The 19,213-nt window shown below is 66.3% G+C and carries 19 protein-coding genes; 10 read left to right on the top strand and 9 right to left on the bottom strand.

Going from position 1 to position 19,213, the window contains the following annotated elements:
- The first annotated feature begins 63 nt into the window (after positions 1-63).
- From NGM07_RS02885 to NGM07_RS02875, 3 genes are all read left to right on the top strand, one after another.
- Positions 64-1,269: an ATP-NAD kinase family protein gene (locus NGM07_RS02885; protein WP_253516706.1), complete on the top strand. Its 1,206-nt coding sequence runs from the start codon at positions 64-66 to the stop codon at positions 1,267-1,269.
- Positions 1,270-1,328: 59 nt separating this feature from the next.
- Positions 1,329-2,357: a phosphate uptake regulator PhoU gene (locus tag NGM07_RS02880; protein WP_253516703.1), complete on the top strand. Its 1,029-nt coding sequence runs from the start codon at positions 1,329-1,331 to the stop codon at positions 2,355-2,357.
- 109 nt (positions 2,358-2,466) lie between these two features.
- Positions 2,467-2,640: a zinc ribbon domain-containing protein gene (locus tag NGM07_RS02875; protein WP_253516691.1), complete on the top strand. Its 174-nt coding sequence runs from the start codon at positions 2,467-2,469 to the stop codon at positions 2,638-2,640.
- 10 nt (positions 2,641-2,650) lie between these two features.
- Here NGM07_RS02875 and NGM07_RS02870 read toward each other — a convergent pair whose 3' ends face one another.
- The 3 genes from NGM07_RS02870 to NGM07_RS02860 all read right to left on the bottom strand — a co-directional run bounded on the left by NGM07_RS02870 (position 2,651) and on the right by NGM07_RS02860 (position 5,511).
- Positions 2,651-3,490, bottom strand: a complete 840-nt coding sequence (locus NGM07_RS02870; protein WP_253516688.1) for a DUF5694 domain-containing protein — start codon at positions 3,488-3,490, stop codon at positions 2,651-2,653.
- 167 nt (positions 3,491-3,657) lie between these two features.
- Positions 3,658-4,062 carry a DUF7528 family protein gene (locus NGM07_RS02865; RefSeq protein ID WP_382195014.1) on the bottom strand — a complete coding sequence of 135 codons (405 nt, stop codon included), beginning with the start codon at positions 4,060-4,062 and terminating at the stop codon, positions 3,658-3,660.
- A gap of 240 nt (positions 4,063-4,302) precedes the next feature.
- On the bottom strand, positions 4,303-5,511 hold the full coding sequence (locus NGM07_RS02860) for an LEA/WHy family protein (RefSeq protein WP_253516682.1): 1,209 nt from the start codon (positions 5,509-5,511) through the stop codon (positions 4,303-4,305).
- 89 nt (positions 5,512-5,600) lie between these two features.
- On the opposite strand from NGM07_RS02860, the gene NGM07_RS02855 reads away from it, so the two are divergent.
- The 5 genes from NGM07_RS02855 to NGM07_RS02835 all read left to right on the top strand — a co-directional run bounded on the left by NGM07_RS02855 (position 5,601) and on the right by NGM07_RS02835 (position 8,166).
- On the top strand, positions 5,601-5,786 hold the full coding sequence (locus NGM07_RS02855) for a DUF7525 family protein (RefSeq protein WP_253516679.1): 186 nt from the start codon (positions 5,601-5,603) through the stop codon (positions 5,784-5,786).
- Positions 5,787-5,879: 93 nt separating this feature from the next.
- The gene (locus NGM07_RS02850; protein WP_253516678.1) at positions 5,880-6,104 is read left to right on the top strand and encodes a DUF7123 family protein; all 225 of its coding nucleotides are present in this window, start codon (positions 5,880-5,882) and stop codon (positions 6,102-6,104) included.
- A gap of 114 nt (positions 6,105-6,218) precedes the next feature.
- A complete protein-coding gene (locus tag NGM07_RS02845; protein WP_253516676.1) occupies positions 6,219-6,641 on the top strand; it encodes an SRPBCC family protein in 423 nt (140 codons plus the stop codon).
- A complete protein-coding gene (locus NGM07_RS02840; protein WP_253516673.1) occupies positions 6,638-7,441 on the top strand; it encodes a nitrilase-related carbon-nitrogen hydrolase in 804 nt (267 codons plus the stop codon). The genes NGM07_RS02845 and NGM07_RS02840 overlap by 4 nt, the downstream gene beginning before the upstream one ends.
- Positions 7,442-7,584: 143 nt before the next feature.
- On the top strand, positions 7,585-8,166 hold the full coding sequence (locus tag NGM07_RS02835) for a DUF7344 domain-containing protein (RefSeq protein ID WP_253516671.1): 582 nt from the start codon (positions 7,585-7,587) through the stop codon (positions 8,164-8,166).
- 54 nt (positions 8,167-8,220) lie between these two features.
- Here the strand turns inward: NGM07_RS02835 and NGM07_RS02830 are convergent, their stop codons facing one another.
- The 4 genes from NGM07_RS02830 to NGM07_RS02815 all read right to left on the bottom strand — a co-directional run bounded on the left by NGM07_RS02830 (position 8,221) and on the right by NGM07_RS02815 (position 14,045).
- A complete protein-coding gene (locus NGM07_RS02830; protein WP_253516669.1) occupies positions 8,221-9,555 on the bottom strand; it encodes a carboxylate--amine ligase in 1,335 nt (444 codons plus the stop codon).
- A 353-nt stretch (positions 9,556-9,908) separates the two neighbouring features.
- Positions 9,909-11,447, bottom strand: coding sequence for an aldehyde dehydrogenase family protein (locus NGM07_RS02825; RefSeq protein WP_253516667.1), 1,539 nt, complete (start codon positions 11,445-11,447; stop codon positions 9,909-9,911).
- A gap of 188 nt (positions 11,448-11,635) precedes the next feature.
- Positions 11,636-12,445: an RIO1 family regulatory kinase/ATPase domain-containing protein gene (locus NGM07_RS02820; protein ID WP_253516666.1), complete on the bottom strand. Its 810-nt coding sequence runs from the start codon at positions 12,443-12,445 to the stop codon at positions 11,636-11,638.
- A gap of 142 nt (positions 12,446-12,587) precedes the next feature.
- Entirely contained in the window at positions 12,588-14,045 is a 1,458-nt protein-coding gene (locus NGM07_RS02815) for an arylsulfotransferase family protein (RefSeq protein ID WP_253516664.1), read from the bottom strand.
- A gap of 171 nt (positions 14,046-14,216) precedes the next feature.
- Between NGM07_RS02815 and NGM07_RS02810 the strand changes: the two genes are divergently transcribed.
- On the top strand, positions 14,217-15,359 hold the full coding sequence (locus NGM07_RS02810; RefSeq protein WP_253516662.1) for an acyl-CoA dehydrogenase family protein: 1,143 nt from the start codon (positions 14,217-14,219) through the stop codon (positions 15,357-15,359).
- Between the two features lie 128 nt (positions 15,360-15,487).
- On the opposite strand, the gene NGM07_RS02805 is transcribed toward NGM07_RS02810, so the two are convergent.
- Together NGM07_RS02805 and NGM07_RS02800 are read right to left on the bottom strand one after the other, a co-directional pair.
- Positions 15,488-16,099 carry a flagellin gene (locus tag NGM07_RS02805; RefSeq protein ID WP_253516650.1) on the bottom strand — a complete coding sequence of 204 codons (612 nt, stop codon included), beginning with the start codon at positions 16,097-16,099 and terminating at the stop codon, positions 15,488-15,490.
- Positions 16,100-16,346: 247 nt separating this feature from the next.
- Entirely contained in the window at positions 16,347-17,603 is a 1,257-nt protein-coding gene (locus NGM07_RS02800) for a Glu/Leu/Phe/Val family dehydrogenase (protein ID WP_253516647.1), read from the bottom strand.
- Between the two features lie 282 nt (positions 17,604-17,885).
- Between NGM07_RS02800 and gdhB the strand changes: the two genes are divergently transcribed.
- On the top strand, positions 17,886-19,184 hold the full coding sequence (gene gdhB / locus NGM07_RS02795; RefSeq protein ID WP_253516644.1) for a glutamate dehydrogenase GdhB: 1,299 nt from the start codon (positions 17,886-17,888) through the stop codon (positions 19,182-19,184).
- Positions 19,185-19,213: the final 29 nt, after the last annotated feature.

Below are 19,213 nucleotides of genomic sequence, written 5' to 3'. Positions count from 1 at the left end.
GACGACGTCTCGACGCCCGGAGCGACCGGACTGCTTTTGCGCCGCAATCGCGTACCCTCGTCCATGCGACGCATCGGCGTAGTCGTCAACCCCATCGCGGGGATGGGCGGTCGCGTGGGCCTAAAGGGCACCGACGGGAAGGTGGCGGAGGCCCGCGAGCGCGGCGCCGAACCCCGCGCGCCCGAGCGGGCCGTCGACGCGCTCGCGGCGCTTCGCTCGCGGGTGCGCGGGACCCGCGCACCCGCGAGCGAGGAAGCGAAGGACGGTGCGGCGACGAGTCCCGACGGTACGGAGCAGGGCGCGGAGATCCTGACCTGCGCCGGCGAGATGGGCGAGGACGAAGCGCGGGAAGCGGGCTTCGACCCGACGGTCGTCTGCTCGCCCGCGGGCGAGCAGACGACCGTCGGAGGTGCGGAGATGACCGCCGGAGACGCGGAGACGACTGTCGGCGACTCCGAGACGAGTGCCGAGGATACCCGGGAAGCGGTCCGGCGGTTCGCCGAGGAAGGCGTCGACCTGATACTGTTCGTCGGCGGCGACGGGACCGCCGTGGACGTCGCCGAGACGCTGGACGAACTCGACGCCGAGATTCCGATGCTGGGCGTGCCGGCGGGCGTGAAGGTCTACTCCGCGGTCTTCGGGGTGACGCCGGAGGCCGCGGGCCGGGTGGCGGCCGACTTCGACCGGACGGAAACCCGCGAGGTCAACGACATCGACGAGGCGGCCTACCGCGAGGGCGAGGTTCGGGCCGAACTGAAGGCGCTGGCCGAGGTCCCGGTCGCCGAGGACCTCCAGTCGAGCAAGCAACTCGGCGGCGGCACCGTCGAGAGCCTCGCGGCGGGCGTCGCAGACGACGCCCGCGGAAATCCGGGCACGACCTACGTCCTCGGACCAGGGGGCACCGTCGGCGCGGTGAAGGAAGCGCTCGGCTTCGAGGGGTCGCCGCTCGGCGTCGACGTGTGGCGGGATGGTGAAGTGCTTGTCCGCGACGCGAGCGAGGTCGGGATTCTGGACCACCTGGGCGAGCACAACGTCGTCGTCGTCTCGCCCATCGGCGGTCAGGGGTTCGTCTTCGGGCGGGGCAACGACCAGCTCTCTCCCGAGGTGCTCCGGCGCTCGGAGGTCGAGGTGGTCGCCTCGAAGCGAAAACTGGACGACGTGGGCGCGCTTCGAGTCGACACTGGTGACGAGGCGGTCGACGAGTCGCTACGGGGCTGGCGGAAGGTCAGAGTCGGGCGATTCGAACGCAGGATGATGAAGGTAGTTTAAAGAACAATTATTGGCACCTAGAGAAGCTTAAGGCCCCTCCCGACTATAGGGGATAGTACATGGATACGCGGAAAGTCCAGCGACTGGGTCCCTCGACGCTGGCGATGACACTTCCCGCCGAGTGGGCCAAGGAGAACAACGTCGAGAAGGGCGACGAGGTGTCGCTCCGGATGGGTGGAAAAGGAACGCTGACCGTCCTCCCCGAATCGGTCCACACCGAGGAGGCCGAGGCCATCATCCACGCCGAGAACCTCGACGCCGACGCCGTCGAGCGGGCCATCGTCGCCCAGTACGTGCTCGGGCGGCGGGTCATCCACGTCCAGAGCGAGGACGCCCTCGACAGCGCCCACATCAACGCGGTCTACAAGGCCGAGACTCAGTTGATGGGGCTGGGCGTGGTCGAGGAAACCCCCGAGAGCATCGCCATCCGGTGTTCGGTCGACCCGGAGGACTTCAACCTCGACAACCTGCTCGAACGACTCGAGAACACCGGTTCGACCATGCGCGGCGAGGCGGTCAAGGCGCTGGCCCACGGCAACCCCGACCTCGCCCAGCGCGCGCTCAACCGCGAGCGACAGGCGAACAAGATATTCGTCCTCCTGCTCAGACTCATCTTCACCGCCTACCAGAACCCCACGCTCGCCCGTGCGGTCGACCTCGACAGCGGGTTCCCGCTCATCGGCTACCGCTCCATCGCCAAGAACCTCGAACTCACCGCCGACAACGCCGAGGACATCGCGGAGATCGTCCTCGAAGCCGAGGGCCACACCCTCGATGTCGACCAGAAGACGATGCGCCGCATCCGGGAGTTCACCGACCAGGTCGACGAGATCACCGCACTCGCGGTCGAGTCGGCGGTCGAGCGCGACTACGACAAGACACTCGAGGTCCGGGCGCTGTTCCAGGAGATCGGCGACCGCGAAAGCGAGATTCTCTCGGACCTGCCGGAGATGGACAACGACGACCTGCTCGCGGTCCGGGAGGTGCTGGTGAGCCTCCAGCAGACCGCCCAGTACGCCATGCGGAACGCCGAAATCGCGGCGAACCTCGCGCTCAACGAGGAGAGCGAGCACACGACCATCAACTGACCGGCCGTCGACGGAGTCGGAACCCGATTTCTTCGACCGGCGTCGGCCGTGTTCGTCGACGGCTCGCGCGGCAACAACCACTATTGATTTCGGGACCGGCAGTTCGAGTATGGGGATAGTCGACACCATCAAAGACGTACTCGTGTCGGATAACGAACCGGGCGTCGCGCTGAAGTGTACCGAGTGCGGCGAGACGTTCGACGAACCCCTCGACAGCTGTCCAAACTGCGGGTCGGACGACGTCAAGGAGGTCGGGGGCTTCGACATGCGGCCGGACGCGTAGCCGGTGGCCGTTATTCGAGATGCGGTAGAGGGCTGACGGGGCAGAACATCGGTGCCTCGGTGAGCAGGTGTCGGAGCGCGCGGACGTGGCCCGACCCGACGAGGAGCAGGGCGCGTTCGTCGCCGGGTTCGATCGCACGCCACAGGTGGTGGACCATCCGGAGGTTCCGGTCGTACCAGTGCGCCAGCGCGATCGGACTCCCGAATTGGTCGTCCGTCGCTCGGATGGCCCTGTCGAACATCAGGTCGTGATTCTCGCGGAGGTTGGCCTCGCCGTTCACCCACGCCAGATACTCGGGCATGGTCGAGGACGCGAGTCGTTCCTCGGTTTCGCGTTGCATCGACTCGGGGTCCGGCAACTCGACCGACGTTTTCCGGGTCGAATCGACCTCCCGGTCTTCGAAGGGGTCGGCGTCCGGTTCTTCGGGATGTTCGTCTACCGCGATGGGTCGGTCGTGGTCCAGACGGTCCGCCAGTCGGAAACCAACCTGCACGACTTCGTTTCGACAGTCGAGGTCGGCGTCCGCGCCGAACAATCGCTCGGCGTCTATGGATTCCTCGTCGGCGTAGGCTCGCGAACCCGACCGATACTCCTCGTAGAGTTCGGTTACACCCTCCTGCCAGTCGTAGGGCCACTCCACGGCGATTCGGTCGGGGTTGAACGCCACGAGTCGGCCTGCGAGTTCTTCGAGCTCGGCCTGTCGTTCCGCGGCCAGCACGTCGTCGGCGTCGACGTTCACCTCGTCGTTGCCGGGGTTCGCCATGTGGTACGTCCCGAGGAGCATCACCTGCACCTCCTCGACCTCGTGGTCCGGCCGCACGTCGGCGACCGCATCGGATTCTCCGCTCATGATTTCCATCTTAGAAATTTCGTAGGAATACATAGTTCCACGGGACGGACGCCAGAGCGCCTTCCGCACTCGCTCGTACGAAAGTCGGCTAGTCGCGTACCGGTGACGCAACTCCTCGTATTCCGTGCCGGTCCTGAAAATCAGAAGACGACCCGCGCACCGGCGGCCTAGTCCGCGTTGGCCACCTCGCCGCCATCGGCGCTCGTCTCGCCGCCCTCGACCGCGGGGTCGGAGCGGGTCTTCTCGGCAGTCAGCGGGTTGCGCCGACCGATTTTGCAGTCGAACTCGGGATGCTCGGCGAAGTGGCGCACGAGCATGTGCCGCCGCGAACCCGTGATGCCGGTTCGGCCCACGTCGTCGGCCGAGAACTCCGCCGGCAGGCGGTCGAACATCCGCCGCAGCGCCTCGAAGCTCTCGAACACCTTCGAGTTGCCCGACGAGTCGGCGCCGCGCCGGGCCACCTCGTAGGTGCCGTCTTCGCGGTGGGTCCCCGCCGTGCGGAAGAACTCCCGGCGCTCGGTCAGCGCGTCGCCGACCGCCTCCTGGAGCTCGGCGGCCTCGTCCCTGTTCAACTGGTAGTCGGCACCGTCCACTGCCAGAACTATCGATTCACCTTCTCTCCTCACCGAAACCGCGTTCTCATCGCCCGAGAAGAACTCGATCAGGAGCCTGAACACTCCGTGTCATGCAATCCTATCTCGTAGGGCGGAGTTAAAAACTCTACCGGCGACCGCAATTGTGGCCGGACGCCGCCGCGGTCGCGCGATTCGGTCGGCGACGCCGACCGAATCGCGCGAGTTCGGTCACCTGAGTTACCGGAGAGCCGAACTTCCGAGCGCGAGAAGTCCGCCGTCGGTGGTCGTCCCGCTTTCGCCGTCGGTCCCACGCTCGGACGTGGTACCGTTCTCCTCGGTCGTGCTCGTTTCGTCGGTCGTGCTCGTCTGGTCGGTCGTGGTCGCAGTCGGTTCCGACGAGGTGGACCGACCTTCGTCCGCGGTCGTCTCCGACCCGCTCTCGTCAGCCGCGGTCGTACTCGTCGCCTCGCTCGACCCCGCGGCCGTCTCGTTCTTGGTGCCGAAGATGTCCGTCTCGATGGTCTTGGTGTAGGTCAACTCCGAGAGCGGGACGCGGTAGGTCTGCCCGCCGAGTTCGACCTTCGCGTAGAAGTCGATGGTGAGGTTGGTCACCTGGTCGTTCCGGAGGTGGGTCACCCACCACTCGTCGAGTTTCTCGTTCCGGATGACCGACCGAGCGTCGATGGTTTCCTGGGTGCCGCCCTCGATGAGATGTTCGCGGTCGGTCGTCCCGTTGCCGACCGCGACGTCGTTCATCGTGACGTTGTAGCCGATCTGGGTGACCACCAGCGGGGTCGCCTTGGGGTTGTACACCACGAATCGCATGTCGATGGGGGTTTCGGCGCTCGTCACCTGCCCCCAGCGGGCCGATGTTTCGTTGACGTAGGCTACCGGGTCCGAGACGAACGGTTGGCTGGCGTTCACCGGACGGGGTTCGGTGGAGTTGAACTGCGAGATGATGTCGGTCGAAACCTCGCGCTTCACCGGCGGGGCCGAGAACGTCCGGCCGAGCGTCCCCGAGGTGACGCTCGCGTCGACGCGGACAGTCGTCTGCTCGCCGTTCCGGACGTGGCTCACCCACCATGCCGGCATCTTCTCGTTGTGGACGGTCGAGCGGAACGGGACGGTGCTGTTACCCGCCCCGACCGCGACGCCTTGCTTCGTGCCGTTGGCCAACCGGATGCCGTTCATCCGGACGTCGTAGGAGACGGTGACGTCGCCGAATTTCACGCCGAACGGATTGGGGTTGTGGACCGCGAGGTCGGTGTGAATCTCGGTGGTTTCGTCGGTGACGTTACCGAATCGATTCTCCACGCCCGCGACGCTCGGCGCGCCGAGGACGCCTATCGAGACGCCACCGGCGGCGACGATGGCGAGCGCCGCCACGACCGCCAGAAGTACACGAATCTTACTCCCGAGTAACAATGACTTGAATAGCCCAAACATTGCCCGAGGAGGGGCACGCGACCGGCTAAAAGGTGTTGACTCCCGTTCGGAGTAGAATGAACTAAGTTGCGGCCGCCGGAAGTTCGCCTATGGCCGAACACGAGACGGTTTCGAGCGACATGGGAATCGGACTCGCCACGCTGTTCACGCTGCTGGCGACCGCGGCGACCGTGGCGATGGTCGTGACGCCGGGCACCGAAATCGCGGCGTGGGGATTCGCCGCCGCGATGACCGCGGGCGTGTTCGCGGTCGCGGCGGTCCACCTCTACTGGTGACCCCGGACTCCTCGACCGACGCGATTTATCCGGTAATTGGACAGTTACCCACGGGAAATCGTTAAGAGTACGAGCGCCTTATCCCCGGTGAGGATGACTGACTACAGCGACGAGGAACGGCGCATCCTCGCGTACCTCCACGAGAGCGTTTCCCGGGGTGAGCGGTACTTCCGCGCGAAGAACATCGCCGAACAACTCGGTCTCTCCTCCAAACAGGTCGGCGTCAGACTCCCGAAACTGGCCGAGAAGACCGAGGAAGTAGATATCGAGAAATGGGGCCGGGCGCGCTCGACGACGTGGAAAGTCACGCCCGGATAGCCGACCGCGGTGGGACCGTGGTGCGCCCGCGCCGGCGCAACGACGGACGGCGCCGACGCGGCGGGACTCGCCGCGGTTCGGCGGTTTTTTGAGACTACGCGCCTAACTGCCGGTATGACTGTCCGGGTGGAGCGGACGTTCGACCTCGGGGTTCCGCCGGAAGAGGTCTGGGAGTTCATCGCAGACCCGGAGCGACGCGCGAACGCCATCAGCGTCGTTGACCACTACGAACAGACGGGCGAGACCACCTCGGTCTGGCACGTCAAACTCCCGATTCCCTTCCTCGACACCACGGTGCCGGTCAGGACCGAGGACGTCGAGCGCGACCCGCCGCGGTTCGTGAAGTTCGTCGGTCGGTCGTCCGCGATGCAAGTCACCGGCGAACACCGCATCGAGGAAACCGCCGGCGGTAGCCGACTGATCAACCGGTTCGTGGTCGAGGGTCGGGTGCCTGGCATCGAACGCTACTTCCGGAAACACCTCGACGAGGAACTCGACAACCTCGAAGCCGCGCTTCGGGAGGAGGCGGCGGCGTGAGACTCGCGCTCGCCCAACTCGAAATCGAGTCGGGCGCGGTCGCGGCGAACCGCGACCGCGCCCTCGACGCCGTCGCGGCCGCGGCCGACCGCGGGGCCGACCTCGTGGCCCTGCCCGAGATCTTCAACGTGGGGTACTTCGCGTTCGACGCGTACCAGCGCGCGGCCGAACCGGTCGAAGGGCCGACGCTGACGGCCATCGCCGACGCCGCCCGCGAGCACGGCATCGGCGTCCTCGCGGGGAGCATCGTCGAGGACCTCGCCGCGACGGAGTCGGTCGAGACGCCGGCCGACGAGGGCCTGGCCAACACTTCGGTGCTGTTCGACCGCGAGGGCAAGCGCCTCGCGGTCTACCGCAAGCACCACCTGTTCGGCTACGAGTCGGCCGAGGCCCGACTGCTGGTCCCCGGCGAGCGACTCGGCGTCGCCGACTTCGGCGAGGCGACGGTCGGGATGACGACCTGCTACGACCTCCGGTTCCCGGAGCTCTACCGCGACATCGCCGGGGCTGGCGCGAACCTGATTCTGGTCCCGAGCGCGTGGCCCTACCCCCGAATCGAGCACTGGAAACTCCTCCCGCGTGCGCGCGCCGTCGAGAACCAGGTGTTCGTCGCGCCGGTCAACGGGTCCGGGTCGTTCGAGGAGGCCACGCTCCTCGGGCGGTCGAGCGTCTACGGGCCGTGGGGAACCACGCTCGCCAGCACCGACGACGAACCGGACCTGGTCGTCGCCGACGTGGACGTCGGGAAGGTCGAGCGCGTCCGCGAGGAGTTTCCGGCGTGGCGCGACCGGCGGCGGTGAAGTCGCTGAACCGCTATGTAAGAAATATTTTAAGTGTGCGTGCCCACCGGACGCGATTCGGCGTCTGACACGCGTCTTGCCCGCTGAGACGCTGGAACCCTAACATTAATTACGGTACAAGATAATTACTCATTAAACGACAGATGGCCGAGACGACAGACCGTCCTGCGACGACCGGGACGGGCGGTGCGGGGACGCCGACTCCCTCGCGGGACGACCTCTTCGACCTGCTGGGCAACGCGCGGCGTCGCCGCGTCCTCCGTCACCTCCTAGAAGAGCCTACGATCACGCTCACGGACCTGAGCGCCCGCCTGGCGGCCGTCGAGAACGGCAGGCCCGTCTCCGAGTTGACGTCCCGCCAGAAGAAGCAGGTCTACTCCTCGCTCTACCAGACCCACATCCCGCGACTCTCCGAACACGGACTGGTCGAGTACGACGCCAACGCCCGAATCGTCACGTTCACCGGCGACGAGAACCGAATCCGGGAACTGCTCGGAACCGACGAACAGCGCCCGACCGGCTTCTCCCACCAGTGGAGTCGGTACTTCCTCTGGACCGCGGTGATAGGTAGCGCGGTCATCGCGGGCAACTGGCTCGGCACCGCGCCGGCCACCCACGTCACGACCGAGAACCTCTACGGACTGCTCACGGTCACGTTCATGATGCTCAGCGTCTCGTTCGTGATGGCCGTGGAGGGGCCGAAGCTTCTTCGACACCGGACTTGAGCGGTCGAGGCGCCGGGGAGCGTCTCGACCTCGCCATCGTGGCCGCGACGTCGCTCAGTGTTCCAACTCCGTGGGACGTTCCGACTCCGCCCGGCGCTCCGGTCGCTCGCGCTCCGCTCCCTTCTCGAGGACTTCGGACCGTTCCTGCCCGATTTCTCCGCGGTTCGACCCCACGCCGACGCGGTCGGCGAGCACGCGCGTTCCGGTGGTTGCGGCCTGCCAGAGCGCACCGAGCGTGGGTAGCGGGTCCTCGTAGGAGACGAAAGTCTGCTTGGCCGTCGCGCACGTCCGGACGAACTCGGGAATCGCCGACAGCTCCCCGGCGTCGAGCTTCGCCCGGAGCCACTCCAGGTCCTCGTAGAGGAGTCGGTGCTGGCGCACGTCGGTTCGGTACACCTCCGGTTGCGAAATCGGCTGTCCCCGCAACAGCGAGTAGTGGAGCCACGGAACGTCGACGCCGCTCGCGACGGCGAACGGTAGCGACCCCCAGTAGCGGCCGTTGACCTCGATGAGGTACACCTCGTCGTCGGGCGTCCGCATGTACTCGACCATCGCCGGACCGGTCCAGTCGAGCGCGCCCAGCACCTCCCGTGCGTAGCCGGTCAGTCGCGGGTCCGAGAGCGCACCGAGGAGCGTCGAGTTACCGCCGCCGGGCGGTGTTGTTCGAATCCGCTCCTCCTGGAAGTGCGCCCGGAGGTCGCCGCCGTCGGCGACGCCGACGGTCGTCACGGTCGTCCCCTCGACGTACTCCTGGACGATGGGCGGCCGTGACGCGAGGACGGGGTCCGACTCGACCATCGACGCGAACGTCTCGACCAGTTCGGCCGGCGAGTCGACGTAGTTCCCGCCCGAAACCCGGTAGTGGTGGAGTCGCCCGTCGTCGTCCCACGCCGTCTTCCCGCGGGGTTTGACCACGGCCGGATACGGCATGTCGTCGGCGATCTCCTCGCAGGCCGCGACCGACTCGGGCGCGCGCGTCTCGGGCGTCGGGACCGAGAGGTCGTCCGCGAGGTCGAACAGTCGGGCCTTGTCGTAGGCTCGTTCGAACGTCTCCCAGTCCTCGGCGGCCACGAGGGTGCCGGTCGATTCGAGGTCGGCCTTGTGCTTCGAGCAGAGGGCGGTCGTCTCGTCTCGCACCGGGAAGACCGCGAAGTAGTCGGCGTCTGCGAGGTGGTCGCGGAGCGCCGCGAGGTACGCCTCGGCGTCGTCCATCGGCGGCGTGACGAACCGGTCGTCGGCGTACTTCGACAGCGACCCGAGCGACCGCTCGACCTCGCTGGCGACGGTCACGGGGACCCCGCGCCGACCGAGCGACCGCGTCACGGCGAGCGCCGACTGGCCGTTGCCGTCGAGGACGAGGACGCCGTCGGCTCTCGATTCGTTTCTCACGATTACCCGAACGACGGGGGTCCACCACTTTGTTTCGCGCCGGGTAACTCGATTCATCGGCTCGTTACCGGACAGCCGACGGGTAGCCCAACCTACGGCGGCGATTCTTCCGCGATGAGAATCGTCGGCCGGCCCGACCGTCGGGCCGGCCGACGGCGAGGCTCCCTCGGTTCAGTTCGGGCAGAGAAAGTGAGGACGTCCAATTCGCTTCGAGGCTTCGCAGCTCAGTCGTCGTCCTTCTGCTCAGACGAGATTCAGTGAGCTCGACTCCTCACGGAGTCTCGCAGCTCAATCGTCGTCTTATTCGAAGGACCACTACGTGTGCTTGGCCACGCTACGGCGGGCCTCGCAGCCTAGTCGTCCTTCGAAGTCTTGATGTCGGCCGACAGCCCCTGGGCCATCTGGATGTCCTTGCTGTTGTTCATCGTCCAGGCCGTGCGCTCGGTGACGGCCTCGATGGCCTCGCGGGCGCTCGGGTAGCCGTTGCCGGACTTCTTGACGCCGCCGAACGGGAGCTGGACTTCCGCGCCGATGCACGGCAGGTTCGCGTAGGCCAGACCGAGTTCGGCCTGGTCGCGGAACGCGTTGATCTGACGGTAGTCCTCGGAGATGACCGCGCCGGCCAGTCCGTACGGGGTGTCGTTGTGGATTTCGATGGCGCGCTCGACGTCGCCCGAGTACGACATCAGCGCGACGTGCGGGCCGAAGACCTCCTCCTTGATGCACCGGAGGTCCGGGTCGTAGTCGACCTCGTAGACGAACGGGCCGACCCAGTAGCCGTCCTCGTGACCCTCGGGAATCTCGCTCTCGTCGAGTTCCTCGCGGTCGACCAGCACGTTCGCGCCCTCCTTACGGGCGAGGTCGTTGTACTTGCCGAACTTCTCGACCTGCTCTTCGTTGACCAGCGGGCCCATGAACGTGTCCTCTTCCAGCGGGTCGCCGACCGAGACGTTCTCGGCGAGTTCGACGTAGCGCTCCTTGAACTCGTCGTAGACGTCCTCGTGGACGATGAGGCGCTCGGAGGAGACGCAGCGCTGGCCCGTCGTCTTGAACGACGACATGATGGCCGAGTGGACCGCGACGTCGAGGTCCGCCTTCTCGGTGACGACGATGCCGTTCTTGCCGCCCATCTCGCAGGCCGCGAGCTTGCCGGGTTCGCCGCCGACCTTGCCCGCGATCTTGTGGCCGACCTCGCTGCTGCCCGTGAAGAGGACGGTGTCGACGCGGTCGTCCTCGACGATTGCGTTGCCGGCGTCGCCGAAGCCCTGGATCATGTTGAACACGCCCTCGGGGATGCCGGCGTCGACCATCATCTCGGCGACGATCTGGCCGCACCAGGGAGTCTGCTCGGCGGGCTTCCAGACGACGGTGTTGCCCTCGACCAGCGCGAGCGCCATGTGCCAGAACGGGATGGCGACCGGGAAGTTCCACGGCGTGATACAGCCGACGATGCCGCGGGGCTTGCGCCGCATGTAGGCGTCCTTGCTCCCGATTTCACTCGGCACCACGTCGCCGTGGGGGTGGCGGGCGTTGCCCGCGGCCCACTCGACCATGTGGGCGGCCTCGACCACGTCGGCTTTGCCCTCCGAAATCTCCTTGCCGCACTCCTTGGTGATGATCTCGCCGAGTTCGTCGGTGCGCTCTTTGAGTTCGTGGTAGACGTCCCAGAGGTACTCCGCGCGGTCGATGTACGAGAGGGCGGCCCACTCGTCCTCGGCCTCCTCCGCGGCCGCGAGCGCGTCCGAGACGTCCTCGGGCGTCCCCCTGTGGAACGTGCCCAGCGTCTCCTGGTTCGCGGGGTTGACGCTCTCGAACGTCTCGTCGCCGTGTCCCTCTACCCACTCGCCGCCGATGTAGTGCTCGTACGTTTCCTGACTGGCCTGTTGGCTCATACTATAGGCAAAAATTGGGACGGGCGCAGTAAAAAAGACTCTCATTACGGACCAAAATCGACCACCCGGAGTACCGTCCTCGGCCACCGAGGACCGCCGGCACGGAGCGCGCCGACGGTACTCGCGATGGCCGATTCTCGCGGTAGCGATCGTCGCGGCGGCGCTCCTCTGGGGTGGGTAGCGCCCAACTACGCCGACTTCGCGTCGGCCAATTTCTCGATCTCACCCTTGACGCTTACCGCGTCGAAGTCGTGGTCCGGGCGCATGTTCACGAAGTCGAGGAACTCCCGGGCCGCGAGCAGCGCCTCCGGCGAGTAGTGGACGGCGGCCGCGGCCACCGCCTCCCTGGCCCCCACGAGCGGTTCGAGCGCCGCGAGCGCGCACGCGAGGTCGTACGACCGCGCCTCCTCGATGCCGTCCTCGCGCACGCTCGTCGCGTCGATGAAGAATATCTCGTCGTCGTGGATAAGGACGTTCTCCCCGCGGAGGTCGCCGTGGGCCAATCGGTGGTCGTGCATCACCGACAGCGCCTCGAAGACGGCGGGCGCGTAGCGCTCGATGCCCTCGGGCGGGAGGTCGTCGAGCGTCCGGAAGTCCGGGAGGTACTCCATCACCAGCACGCCCATGCCGTCGACCTCGAACCACTCGACGGGCGCGGGGACGTTCAGGCCGATTTCGCGCATCCGCTCGGTCGCTTCCAGTTCGTGTTCGGCCATCTGCATCGGGTCGGCGAAGTGCTCGAAGAAGCCCTCGGTGCCGGAGGTGAACGCTCCCAGGTTGCGCGCGCCCGTGAACAGCGCGTGGACCAGCGAGTTCTGGCCGGTGATTATCTTCACGAACCACTCGTCGTTGACCACCGCGGGCGTCGACAGCCAGTTGTCGGCGTCCAGGAACTCGACGCGGAGCTCCGGCTGGTCGTACCGGTCGGCCATCTCCTCGAAGACGACTTCGAGGCGGTCCCACTCGATGGTGCCGCGGACGAACCGCCGGATGCTCATCGTCACTCGATTAGCCGCCCCGGGTGATAAAGTCTCTCGCTGTGGGGGCGCGCCGGCGCGCCCCCATAGCGAGTGGCCTCCCCCTGGTGGTTATTGCGCCACCAGGGGAGGCCACCACCACAGCGAGCGGCCGCAACCGCCCTCAGACGAGCGAGGCGACCACCACCGCGACCGACCCTCCCACGACTAGCGCCGCGAGTAGCAGGAGCGACTGCGTCGAGGCCCGCTGGACGACCGCCCCGACCCCAGCGAGGCGCTCCGCAACAGACCGCGACGACCGCCGGAGTTCGACCGCGCCCCAGACCGGCAGGACCAGCGCGAGCGCAAAGACGGCGAGCACGTCGTAGAACCCCATCCACCAGGGGAAGAAGTAGCCGAGCAGGGCGTTCTGGGTCTCGACGGGCACCTTGCTTCTGACGAACGCTTCGAATCGGTCGGCCGGACCGCCGTCCCGCGGTGTCGCGTATCGGGATTCGAGGTTCGCTTTCGTCGCCGACGGTCCGCCCGCGCTCTCGGGGCCCGTCCCGAGTCGCTCGGCCTCGTAGGCCCGGTCGACGGGCGCGCGCCAGACGATTCGACCTTGCTCGTTCACCTCGAACACCCGGTCGCCGACGGTGTCGGTGATGAGCGTGTGGCCGTTCGGCAGGCGGTCGGCGTCGCGGGGCCACTGCATGCGCTCGTCGGCCCACGTCCAGGTCCGCTCCCACGACCCGTTCCGGCGCTGGTACTCGACGATGCGGTCGTTCTCGCTGTCGGCGATCACCACCGCGGGACCGCCCTCCGACTTCGGGATGTAGTCGGGGTTGTGCTGTTCGCGGAGGACCTCGTAGTTACCGTCGCTTCCGAGCGTCCAGCCGTCGACGATTCCCCGGCTTCGGTTCAGGAAAGCGACCGAGTCCTGGTTGCGGAGGTCGACCATGATGCGGCCGTCTTCGAGCAGTTCCACGTCGTTGATGTGGACCCAGTCCTTGTCGTAGCTCCCACCGCCGGTTATCGGGAGTTCGCTCTCGGCGGTCCACGTCCACTCCCGGATACCGGAGGAGGTGTTCACGAGGAACACCGCCTCGTTTCCGATGTCGCCGACCAGAACGTGGGTGTCGTTGACGACGTCGACGTCGTGCCAGCGCCCGCCCTCCATCCGGTGTGCGTAGAGGACGGTCCGCTCGCCCGTGGTCAGGTTGAGGCGCTCGACCACGTTGCGCCGGCAGTCGCCGCGGTCGGCGAGCAGGGGTCCGGACCCGCAGACCGACTCGTTGAGCCACTTGGTCGCCACGTAGGTGACCGTCCGTCGCCCGCGCGGACTCGGGTCGACGTCCCAGTAGGAACTGTGGCGGTCGGAGTGGTAGAGGACCGACCCGTTCGGTGCGAACGCGACGATTTCCCCCGAGAGGCCGCGCATGTCTCCCTTCTGTACCGTCACGACCGTGACGCCGCGTCTGGGTTCGACGACTCGGTCGCCACGTGCGGTCGCCCCCGACGCGGCGTGCTCGTAAGCCGCGTTTGGTGACTGTCCGGCGGTCACGAACCCGGCGACGAGCGACCCCGCCACGACCAGCGAGACGGTGGCGAAGAGGACCCGAAGTGGTGGCTGTGACTGCATCTGGAGCGAGTTACGGGATTCTCCAGTAACTGGATTGTGGCGGAGAAGTGGGACGCGCGATTCGGGTACACGGTAGTCCCGGAAACCGCCGCTTCCGGGGCCACCGTCTTTCGGACCGCCGATGCGCGGCCGTTCGCTGTTTTTATGGTACCGCTCGCGCAATTTTTGCCCATGGACTTCAGCCTTCCCGACGAGCATCGGATGATTCGGGACACCGTCCGGGAGTTCTGCGACGAGGAGATCGAACCCATCGCCCAGGACATCGAAACCGAGCATCGGTTCCCCGAGGAGATATTCGACCAACTCGCCGACCTCGACATGATGGGCGTCCCCGTCTCCGAGGAGTACGGCGGCCTCGGCGGCGACCAGTTGATGTACGCGCTGGTAACCGAAGAACTCGGCCGGGTTTCGGGGTCCATCGGGCTCTCGTACGCCGCCCACGTCTCGCTGGCCAGCAAGCCGATCGAACTGTTCGGCACCGACGAGCAGAAAGAGCGCTGGCTCCGCCCGCTGGCGGAGGGCGAGTACCTCGGGTCGTGGGCGCTGACCGAACCCGGCAGCGGGTCGGACGCGAGCGACATGGACACCACCGCCGAGAAGGACGGCGACGAGTGGGTGATCAACGGCACCAAGCAGTTCATCACCAACGCGAGCGAGGCGGGGTCGGTCCTCGTGAAGGCGGTCACCGACCCCGGCGCGGGCTACGACGGCATCTCGACGTTCATCGTCGACCCCGAGGAGGACGACGGCTTCGAGGTCACGACCCTCTGGGACAAGATGGGGCTGAACGCCTCGCCGACCTGCGAGATTCAACTCACCGACGTCCGCCTGCCCGAGGACCGCCTCCTCGGAGAGGAGGGTGACGGCTGGGACCAGACGAAGAAGACCCTCGACGGCGGCCGCATCTCCATCGCGGCGCTCTCGACCGGCCTCGCGCAGGGAGCGTTCGAAGCCGCCAAGGAGTACAGTAAGGAACGCGAGCAGTTCGGCCAACCCATCTCGAAGTTCGACGCCATCCGGAACAAGGTCGTCTCGATGGACCGCAAGGTCGAACGCGCGCGTCTACTGACCCACAAGGCGGCCTGCAGGTACGACGAGGGCCACTCGGTGTCCCACGAGAGCGCCCTCGCCAAACTCGACGCCAGCGAGGCCGCCCGCGAAGTCGCCGAGGACGCGGTCCAGACCCTCGGCGGCTACGGGTACACCGAGGACTTCGCCCCCCAGCGGTTCTTCCGCGACGCGAAACTGATGGAGATCGGGGAAGGGACCAGCGAGATTCAGCACCTCGTCATCGGTCGCGAACTCGGACTGTAGACCGGCGACTCCTTTTCGGCGGGCGGAGGCGCACCGACGGTGAGCGACGACGCTATTTCACGCGGCAGTCGCTACGGCGTCGGGACTGTGGAAACGTGGAAACGCGGTCGACGAAAAGGAGAAACCGATTAGAGCTGTACCGCGTCTTTCTGCGAGAGCGACGGTGGGACGCTGTGGTGATACGTCATCGCACCGGCGGAGGTGACGATCTTTACGGTGAACTCCTCGCCACCCTCGAGACCGCCGTCGGTGTCGCCGGCGTCCTGACCTATCGCCTTCGTGCTAATCGTGATGCGGAATCGGTCTTCCTGGCTGTGAAGGACGGGATAGGTGTCTTCTATGTCCTTGATGGTGGTGACGTTGAACTGCGTCGCACTGGCCTTCACGCCTTTGGGCGCGGCGTCCAGGATTCGGCCGTCGTTCGGGCCGAGCCATTCGATGGTGGCGGTCGAGAGGTCGATGTCGCCGGACCCGGAGTTCTTCATCACGGTGAGGTTGACCAGACTGATCGTCTCGTCGTTGGCGACGATGCCGACGCTACTCACGACGTTCACGCGGTTCGTCACGCCCGCGGTGCTCTCCTGGCCGGTCTGTTCGCTCTTGGTCTGGAGGAAGCCGGCGGTGTTGATGAGCACGCCCGCGGCGATTGCCGCGACCAGCACCATCGCGATGAACACGATCAGCGTGCCGATACCTACCTGACCGCGGTCAGCGGCTCTCTCTTTCAGTGTATCCGTCATATTTGTCCCTCGTCTGAGGGCTTCTTCTCAGAGTACCACCTTAAATCCCTAACGCCGTTATCACGTATGAGAACCGAACAGGTTTCGAGCAATTCTGCGTCCTGAAGGCTCTTAAGGGCTTAATTCCCCTAGCACACCCAATTAGTACTTCTCCAAAGTATAGAAACTAACACGAAGTGCGAAGAATTCAACGCGAGACGCGCGGCGTCCGTGTCGAATCCGAACGCGCCGCAAAAGCGCGGCGGGTTCAGGGCCAGTTGCCGCTCTCGGCGTAGGCGTCGGCGACCCGCTGGACGGCGACGGCGTACGCGGCCGTCCGCATGTTGGACGCGCCCGTCTCCTCGTACTTCTCGATGAGGTCGTCGAACGCCGCGACGATGATGTCCTCGAGTTCGTCGTTCACGCGTTCTTCGGACCAGTGGAACCGCTGGCGGTTCTGGACCCACTCGAAGTACGACACCGTCACCCCGCCCGCGTTCGCCAGGATGTCCGGGAAGACGTAGGTGTCGGTTTCGGCCAGCACTTCGTCGGCCTCGGGCGTCAGCGGGCCGTTGGCGGCCTCGACGATGACGTCGGCCCGCACCTCGCGGGCGAGGTCGCCGTCGATGGCGTTCTCGAGCGCGGCCGGCACCAGCAGGTCCACGTCGAGGGTCAGCAGTTCCTCGTTGGTGAGTTCCTCGGCGGCGTTGTGGTAGCCGACCACGCTGCCGGTTTCGTTCTTGTGGTTCTTGACCGCGACCGGGTCCAGGCCGTCCTCACGGTAGATGCCACCCGAGGAGTCGCTGACCGCCACGACGTCCGCGCCGAGTTCGTCGACGAGTTTCGCGGTGATCCACCCGGCGTTGCCGTAGCCCTGGACCGCGACCGACGCGCCCGCCATCTCGCGGTCGAGGTAGTCGAACGCCTCGCGCGCGGTGAGCATCGTCGACCGGCCGGTCGCCTCGACGCGGCCCTCGCTCCCGCCGCTCTCGATGGATTTGCCGGTGATGACGCCCGGAGCGGTGGTGTTCTCCAGCGTCTCGTAGGTGTCCTTGATCCAGTTCATCTCGCGCTGGCCGGTGTTGACGTCGGGCGCGGGGATGTCCTTGTCCACGCCGATGAGCGGGCGAAGTTCGGTCGCGAACGCCCGCGTGATCCGTTCGAGTTCCTCCTCGCTGTACTCGTCGGGGTCGATGACGATGCCGCCCTTGCCGCCGCCGAACGGGATGCCGACGATGGCGCACTTGTAGACCATCCACCCAGAGAGGGCTTTCACCTCGTCGCGCGAGACGTTCGGATGGTACCGAATACCGCCCTTGTACGGGCCGCGGTCGCCGTTGAACTCCGAGCGGAACGCCTTGAACACCTCGATGGCACCGTCGTCCATCTCGACCGAGAGGTTCGTCTCGAGCACGCGCTCGGGGTGTTTGAGTCGATTCAGCACGTCGTCGGCCACGTCGACGTGCGTGGCCGCGTCGTCCACCTGCTCCTGCAAACTCTCGAAGGGATTGGCTTGCTCGGCCATGATTCGGTAAATTCCGGCTACGCTGGTAAGTGTACTGGTAACGTCTAATACGGCGAATCGGCGTAAACGCCGTTATCAGCCATTCTCGCGCCGACCCGGTAGACTAGTTGTCACACCTACACCGCCCAAACGTATCCGTGCGTATAAGGCCCTAATTCACAACTATATCATTAATATTTTAAGCGAGTACGGATTCCTACCGGCTACGATGCAACGTCGCGGAGTTCCGTCGGAGCGTGGTCGGTCCGCGACGCGGCGCGTCGGACGAGCACAGGAGCTAACATGTCTTCAGGAACTGTCGAGCAGACGGACACGAAGGGGAGCGAAGAGAGCGAAGAGCCCGAATCGGCGCTCGAGACGGCGCGGCGGCAGCTCGAACACGCCGCGGCCCACCTCGACGTGGACCCCGGCGTCATCGAGCGACTGAAGCACCCGACGACGGTCCACCGCGTCGCCGTACCGCTGAAACGCGACAGCGGCGAGGTCGAGGTGTTCACGGGGTACCGCGCTCAGCACGACGACGTCCGCGGTCCCTACAAGGGCGGCCTGCGCTTCCACCCCCACGTGAGCGAGGAGGAGTGCGTAGGGCTGTCGATGTGGATGACCTGGAAGTGCGCGGTGATGGACCTCCCGTTCGGCGGCGGCAAGGGCGGCATCGTCGTCAATCCCAAGGAACTCAGCGACGACGAGAAGGAGCGACTCACCCGCCGGTTCGCCGAGGAACTGCGGAAGTTCATCGGCCCGAAGAAGGATATCCCCGCGCCGGACATGGGAACCGACTCCCAGACGATGGCGTGGTTCATGGACGCCTACTCGATGCAGGAGGGCGAAACCATCCCCGGCGTCGTCACCGGCAAGCCGACCTCCGTCGGCGGGAGCGAGGGCCGCGAGGAGGCGCCGGGTCGCTCGGTGGCCATCATCACTCGTGAGGCAGTCGACTACTACGACTACGACCTCGAAGACACCACCGTCGCGGTGCAGGGCTACGGGAGCGTGGGCGCGAACGCCGCCCGACTTCTCGACGACTGGGGCGCGACCGTGGTGGCGGTTTCGGACGTCAACGGCGCCATCTACGACCCCTCGGGTCTGGACACCCGCGACGTGCCGACCCACGAGGAGGAGCCCGAAGCCGTCATGACCTACGACGCGCCCGAGAAGCTCTCGAACGAGGAGATTCTCGAACTCGACGTCGACGTCTTGATTCCGGCCGCCATCGGCAACGTCATCACCGCCGACAACGCCGGCGACGTCCAGGCCGACATCCTGGTCGAGGGCGCGAACGGCCCGACGACGTTCGCCGCCGACGCCATCCTCGAAGAGAACGGCGTGCAGGTCATCCCGGACATCCTGGCGAACGCGGGCGGGGTGACGGTGTCGTACTTCGAGTGGCTCCAGGACATCAACCGGCGGTCGTGGTCGCTCGAACGCGTCAACACTGAACTCGAAGAGGAGATGCTCAAGGCCTGGAACGCCGTCCGCGAGGAGGTCGAAGAGCGCAACGTTAGCTGGCGCGACGCCGCGTACGTCGTCGCGCTCTCGCGCATCGCCGAGGCCAAGAGCGTCCGCGGCCTCTGGCCCTGAGAGCGGTCGAACTCCCACCGCGAATCGCG

The organism is Halorussus vallis (genome assembly GCF_024138165.1).
Taxonomy (GTDB): Archaea; Halobacteriota; Halobacteria; order Halobacteriales; family Haladaptataceae; genus Halorussus; species Halorussus vallis.
This window is presented reverse-complemented; position numbering and strand designations above follow the sequence as displayed.